At 41.3% G+C, this 6,458-nt stretch carries 3 protein-coding genes and 2 pseudogenes; 2 read left to right on the top strand and 3 right to left on the bottom strand.

Annotated features, from left to right (window positions below):
- The 3 genes and pseudogenes from P20439_RS02670 to hrpB all read right to left on the bottom strand — a co-directional run.
- A pseudogene (locus P20439_RS02670) lies at nucleotides 1–719 on the bottom strand (sensor histidine kinase); the annotation flags it as partial.
- A pseudogene (locus tag P20439_RS02665) lies at nucleotides 712–1,262 on the bottom strand (heme NO-binding domain-containing protein). The pseudogenes P20439_RS02665 and P20439_RS02670, both read right to left, overlap by 8 nt.
- A 219-nt stretch (nucleotides 1,263–1,481) precedes the next feature.
- The gene (hrpB, locus tag P20439_RS02660; protein ID WP_008464417.1) at nucleotides 1,482–3,908 is read right to left on the bottom strand and encodes an ATP-dependent helicase HrpB; all 2,427 of its coding nucleotides are present in this window, start codon (nucleotides 3,906–3,908) and stop codon (nucleotides 1,482–1,484) included.
- A gap of 567 nt (nucleotides 3,909–4,475) precedes the next feature.
- Between hrpB and P20439_RS02655 the strand changes: the two genes are divergently transcribed.
- The gene (locus P20439_RS02655) at nucleotides 4,476–5,993 is read left to right on the top strand and encodes a DUF3360 family protein (RefSeq protein WP_008464416.1); all 1,518 of its coding nucleotides are present in this window, start codon (nucleotides 4,476–4,478) and stop codon (nucleotides 5,991–5,993) included.
- Nucleotides 5,994–6,305: 312 nt separating this feature from the next.
- Nucleotides 6,306–6,458 (top strand): CsbD family protein (locus P20439_RS18105; RefSeq protein WP_083834468.1); only part of this gene is annotated, 153 nt, incomplete at its 3' end.

Genomic DNA, 6,458 nt, shown 5'->3' with positions numbered 1-6,458 from the left:
AGCAAACAGCTTAATGGTGATTTTTCCCTGCTGATCGTACTGGCTATCACAGGCCTGTTTGGCATTAATTAATAAGTTTACAAATACTTGTTTCATCGATGATAAATTACACTGCGTTAAAGGTATTTTTTCTATATGTAACTCTATAGCACACGTTCCCAACTGGTTGTCGAGTAACTTTAGCGTGCCATTTAATGATTCTGTAATATCTGCCATTGCAGTTACGTTGTCTTTTAGGCTGGCAAAGTCGACAAGGTTGCTAACAATATGAGCGATACGCTCTAATCCCTCTTGGGTATCATCAACTAAGTCATCAATATCGTCCACTATAAAGCTTATATCGTTCTCTTGGTTAAGCTGAACTAAAATAGACTCTAACTGCGATACTGAAATCGATTTATCTACAAATTGTTGAGCCGCCGTCATTAACGAAACCAACACGGGCTTTATAAATTTATACTTTCTGCATTGCTGGTTATGTAAGCAAGCGGGTTATTTATTTCGTGAGCCATCCCAGCAGAGAGTGTCCCTAGCGTGGCCATTTTTTCGCTTTGCATTAAGGTTATTTGTTGGTTTTTAACCGTTTCGAGCTTTTCTTCCAGCTCTTGATTAACAATAAACAATGCCCGTGTTTTGTCTTCTAGTAGGGTTTCTAATTGATCTCTGGCTGATTTTTCGCGCAAATACGCTTTTTTATAATTGTAGTCGTCTTCAGCCATGGGGAGTCTCATATTTTATTTCAATTAAACACGAATCAAACCCATCATGCATACACTGGGCATGATTAAGTTTAGCATCAACCCCATAATGAGCCGCAGCACCAAAAATAAGCCCTTCGGCGCACATACAAAGCTGTCGCTTAGAGTTGTAACGCATTAAAATAAACCCGTCTTCAATAATTTTGGCGTCAATTTCAGGTAAATTAGGCTCATGATAAAGCTTAGCTACTTCAACATGAATTACTTTATCAATACTAATAATGAGATCAGCAAAACTATTAAAGCTGTCTACTATAGCCGGGTGACGTGCCTTTAAGTGAGAAAATAAATACTCTCCAAAGGCCTTTAATACCTCAGGCATAGACATAGAAAGTGCAGTTGCTACATCTTGTGCCAAACCAACTATTTCTTCATCTGGATAACTTTCTGCAGAAATATAAACACGACCTTCAGGTGCATTTTTTCAAGTAAGTCGTCCCATGCAGCCATGCCACATTTTTCAATAACCAGTGCCTCAAGCCCTCTAAAGATAACGCCTTTCATGCATCTTCCCTCTATTATCACTTTTAGATTGTTAGCTGCATCTTCAATTAGTTACAAACGCTCGCTACCTTACGACTCATATGTACACTAGCGTAGTAAGTCTTACTCTGTAAAATGTCAGCATTAAAGTAATAGTAGTTTAGTCGCTTGTAAAACGCCCAAAAAGTTCGTTATTTGCATGGTCAACGTTTAACATTAAGTGACATTAAGGAAGCGTGATCACATTCTGCTTTTTATTCTATTGGTGGCAATGCTATTGGCAGGATCGTCTGGCCAAAAATGTTTGGGGTAGCGCCCTTTCATCTCTTTTTGTACCTCGCGGTAACTACTATTCCAAAAATGCGCTAAGTCTTGAGTTAACTGTAGTGAACGCTTGCCTGGCGATAACAACTCCATTAGCAGTGTTAATTTACCGTTAGCTAACATAGGCGTGCTGGTTAAACCATATACTTCTTGCATGCGCACACTAAGCTTGGCAGGTCCATCAAGTTGGTATTCAATTTTTATGTTAGAGCCACTTGGTACTGTTAGCCGCAGTGGGAGTAAAGATTTTAGCTCGCTTTGCTGTTGCCAATTAAAACAATTTTGTAGTGCCTCAAAATAATTAAACTTTTTAAGTTGCTCAAGGGTTTTAATATCTTCAAGGTATACCCCTAACCAATCACCTGCTGTTTCAATGAGCTGCTGCTGACTAATAATAGGAAACTGTTCTGGCATCAATTTGCTAGCTAGGCACATTCTAATAAGTAGTTGCTCACTTTCTTTTTGCTCGTTAAACAGTGAAAAGCCCTGTTTGGCAAACAAACTAAGCCATGCCTTGGCCCGCTCTGTTTTATCAAGCTTATGTTTACTTGGTTGGCTACTAAGGGTAATTTCCCCAAGTTTTACTTCATCTTGATGAATAAACCGAGCGGCTTTTTCATCAAACTCGCAGCGGGTCAACTCAGTGAATAAATGCGGTAAATACTCTTTAAGCGCTAATGGATTTAGCGCCGTGGCTGCAAAAACTCGCCCGCCTTTATGCCCGCCCATACTGGCAATAGCTATATATTCGTCATTATGCCAGTAGTCAGGGTTTAGCTCAGCCCCTGCCCCATTTGCTAATAAGTAGCCATTGCCACGTTTTTTAGCGATGCGATCTGGGTAGGCAAGCGACACTAATAAGCTTAAATGTTCAGTGTTTAAATCTGTGCGGCTATCGGTAAATTTTAAGCGTTTTAACCAATAATTTAATTGCTGCTTAAACACCGGATGTGGTCGTTGTTGTTGACTATGCAGTGCTAGGTTGAGCTCATTGGCAGTGTTAATTCGGCTTTCTAGTAAGGCCACTAAATAAATAGCTAAGCGATAAACCCCACTTAACCGTGGCTCTAACATTTGCGCTTTTAATAACATATGCGCTAAGCGAATATCGGCACCAAAGCCCAACATTTTACTGCCCAGCGTGGTGAGCTTACCGTTACTATCTATGGCTTCAAGCATAGATAATAAATTAGTAGCTTGGCTGCATTGTTGCTCACTCGGCGGGTCAAGTAAGGTGAGTTCACTAATGCTTGCGCCCCACTGCTTTGCCTCAAGCATCAGTTGGCTAATATCTGAGGTAAGAATATCAGGGTTATCGTGGCTGTTTCGTCTCTCAAAAGTTTGTTTTGAACCTAACCGGTACACAACCCCTGGCTCTATTCTTCCTGCACGCCCTGCGCGTTGTACTGCCGATGAACGCGATATACTTTGCGTAGTAAGCTCAGTCACACCAGTTTTTAAATTAAAGCTGGCTGCACGGCGCTTGCCGCTATCAACAACAATTCTAATACCTTCAATGGTTAAACTTGTTTCGGCAACATTGGTCGTTAATACTACTTTTCGCATCCCTTGAGGCGCAGGTGAAATTGCAGCTTGTTGATTAGCTTTATCTTGTTCGCCAAATAATGTGGCAACAATACAATTACTGGGCAAGTCGCTCAGCGCTTGCTGCACTCGCAGTATTTCACGCTGGCCGGGTAAAAATACCAGCGCACTGCCGGTTTGCTCATTGAGTGCTTGTTTTATAATAGCGGGGGTGGCATCAAGCCAGCGGCTTTCATCTTTTATTGGGCAATATATTTCGTCAATCGGGTAACTTCGCCCGCTTGACTGAATAACTGGGCAATTAAAAAATGCGGTATAACGATCGCTATCGAGGGTGGCCGACATCAGCATAATGGTTAAATCTTCACGTAGCGCCGCTTGCGATTCTAAAGCAAAAGCCAGCGCGGTATCTGCTGCGATAGAGCGCTCATGAAACTCATCAAAAATCAGTAAATCAACATCACTGAGTTCAGGGTCATTTTGTAACATGCGTGTCAGCATGCCTTCGGTGACTATTTCAAGGCGCGTGTGTACGCTTACTTTACTCTCACCTCGCACCCGTAAACCGACACTTTGCCCCAGCGTTTCGTTTTGGCAATGCGCTAAATAATTGGCAATATTACGTGCAGCTAAGCGCCGAGGCTCCAACATCACTATGTGTTTATAATGCCCATCGCGCATAAGCTGTAATGGCAACCACGTTGATTTACCTGCACCAGGCGGCGCTTGCAGTAAGGTGATTGGGTTGGCTTTTAATGCATCAATGAGTGAGTTATATATTTCTTGAACCGGCAGCACGCTATTTACCCTAAAATACTTTGCCGACATTGTAGCAAAAAATATCGTTTTATTATTAAAAAGCAAGTGGCGTTTTAAGTGATTTAAATGCCCTTAAATTAGCTCGTGATTGCATTTCGTTTCAAATACCTAGTAGGTATAAAGCTGTAAACCGAAGCTACAGCTAAGTAAATACTCTTTTTAATTATTACGTTTTGCGCAACTTTGCGGCTATTGTATTTATAATAAGCAAATAGCGGCTAACGCCACCTTTATTAGACTAAAGAATGATTGCTGCTGAATCTGCTGATTTTATGACCTTTCTGCTATTTTACATGGCAAGATCACACTGTAAAAACAAAAACATAAACCACTGAATTTAAAGATCTTTTAAATTTAACAAGCCAGTTACAACACATCCCTTTGCTATTTTTGTTAACACTTACAAAGCGTTAAACTGGGCTATGCACGACCTTTTGCCTAATTACAATCTGTAGCAAGCTGTTTTACCCTGCGCACTCAACGTTCATTTGCTTTGTAAAAGCTGTATTTTTATTTTGAGTTAGCAACTAAGTTGCAGGAGAAGTCATGACCACCAAGCCGCTAGATGATAATTCATCTGATGCTATACCAGGAGCGGATACTCAAACCGTGTCCGATAGCTATGAAAATCTTCATAAACCCAGCTCTGAGTTTGAAAGCCGCGACGCTTATCTAGAGCACGAACTGCAAATTATGCAGCCAAAACGCTGGCGTCCAAATTTACCGTTTAGAGATTATCGCTTTGAATTTGAAGACACCATTCCAGCGATGGCCGCAACTATAGGTAAAGTTGTGATGGTTGCAGCCATTGCTGCCACTTTTGCAGGCCCTTTGGGGTTGAGTGATGGCTTTGTACTTGAAAACGTACGCTACGAACTTTTAATTGTTTCGTTATTTATTTTACTATTTTCTGGCTTTATTTTACCGACCGCTAACTTAGCGGGTACTCATGGCCCACTCATTCCATTAATTCCTATTGTGGTTGCCGCAGGCGGACACCCTATGGCCTTTGGCTTGCTCATAGGTGCCTTTGGATTGATATTAGCATTCAGTAAAGGCGGCAGTCTCATGGCCAAGCTCACCAGTAAAGGGGTATGTGGTGGCTTGCTTCTCTATTTAGGCTTTGTGGGTACCATTTCTCAGGTTAAAAAACTATTTGCATGGGCTGAAGAAATTCAAATGACCCATATTGCCTTTATCGTAATCTTAGCCACAATTTTACTTTATGCTTTATTGGAGCATTACAAAAAACGCTGGTTAGCCGTGCCACTGAGCTGTTTAATTGGTGGTTTTACTGCTTTTGCATTGGGCGCACCGTTTGAGTTTCATACTGCACCGGGCTTACCAAACATGAACCCTATGTACTGGTGGGGCGAAAACACCGGCTGGATGCTTGGCTTACCCACAGCAGAAAGCTTTGTGGTTGTACTTCCTTTTGCAGTTTTAGCGGTTGCTATGTGGTCGCCTGACTTTTTAGGCCATCAAGTATTTCAAAAAATTAGTTACCCAGAGCGTACTGAAAAAGTACAAATGAATATCGACGATACCATGCTTAGCGCATCAACAAGACAAACCTTTGGCTCGCTATTAGGCGGTGCTAACTTTGCGTCATCTTGGGGCACTTACATTGTTCCTGCTGCTATTGCAAAACGCCCTATTCCTGCAGGCGCAATTTTAACTGCGTTATTTTGTATTATCGCGGGTGTTTGGGGTTACCCAATGGACTTAGCTATTTGGCAGCCAGTATTATGTGTTGCCTTAATTGTAGGGGTGTTTATTCCACTACTTGAAGCGGGTATGGAAATGACCCGTGAAGGTAAAACCACCCAATCAGCCGCCATTGTGGTGTTTGCATCAAGCCTAGTAAACCCTGCATTTGGTTGGTCACTAACTATGCTACTTGATAACTTGGGCCTTATTGGCTGTAAAGAAAGAAGTGCTGATTTATCGCGAATGAGTCGCTGGGTCATCCCACTTATAATGTTTGTATTATTAACCGGTGTAATGGCACTGGTAGGCATGCTGCCAGGCATTCCTGCGCTAATGCCTAGCTTTAGACATTAATTCCTTTATTAAACAGCAAAGCGAGCTTTAATAGCTCGCTTTTTTTATACTTATAAAAACCAGCACAGTGTCCCTGCAATAATCCCCCCTGAAGTGACAGTCCCTGAAATAATTACAAGCCACCCTGCAGAATTTTTATAAAGCTCGCCACCAGCTAAAAACCTTTACGCACCAAAAAAGCATAAGCAGTTGATATATTAAGCGTTTCACTTTCTGGTATAGCCTTTGCAACTTTATAAGTGAACGTTAAAAATCATTTTATTAGTAACGCTTTTAAAATGAAAAATCATCACTCTTAATAAGGAGCTAATTATGAATAGCGATCGTATCGAAGGAAATTGGAAAGAACTTAAAGGTAAAGCGCAACAAAAATGGGGCGATCTTACCAACGATGATTTAGATAAAATTGAAGGTAGCCGTACCGAGCTTGTTGGTAAAATTCAGCAAAAATACGGTAAATCCTAT

The organism is Pseudoalteromonas sp. BSi20439 (genome assembly GCF_000241165.1).
GTDB lineage: Bacteria > Pseudomonadota > Gammaproteobacteria > Enterobacterales > Alteromonadaceae > Pseudoalteromonas.
Note: the sequence above shows the minus strand (reverse complement) of the source record. Positions and strands in the feature narration are given on the sequence as shown.